The 253-nt window shown below is 72.3% G+C and carries 1 protein-coding gene; it reads right to left on the reverse strand.

What is annotated here, in order from left to right:
* A partial coding sequence (grpE, locus tag B2U11_RS12430; RefSeq protein WP_292072103.1) for a nucleotide exchange factor GrpE occupies nt 1–253 on the reverse strand: 253 nt, incomplete at both ends.

The following is a 253-nucleotide window of genomic DNA, read 5'->3' on the forward strand; positions in this document are numbered from 1 at the left end:
CGGCGCCGCCCGGCACGGTGTCCGAAGGCTGTTCCATCATGGCCTGGTGCAGGTGGGGGTCGAAGGCGTCGCCGGGCTGGGGCGCGACGCGCTTCAGGCCGTTGGTCTCGAACGCCTGGAGCAGGGACTTCTGGGTCAGCTCCAGCCCGGTGACCAGTCCGGCGGCGGGGCCGTCGGCGTCCTTGGGCGCCGCCATCAGGGCGCGCTCCAGATTGTCGGCCACGCCCAGCAGGTCCTTGGCGAAGCGCTGGAT

Origin of the sequence: Brevundimonas sp. UBA7534, assembly GCF_002479325.1 — a bacterium.
Classification (GTDB): Bacteria; Pseudomonadota; Alphaproteobacteria; order Caulobacterales; family Caulobacteraceae; genus Brevundimonas.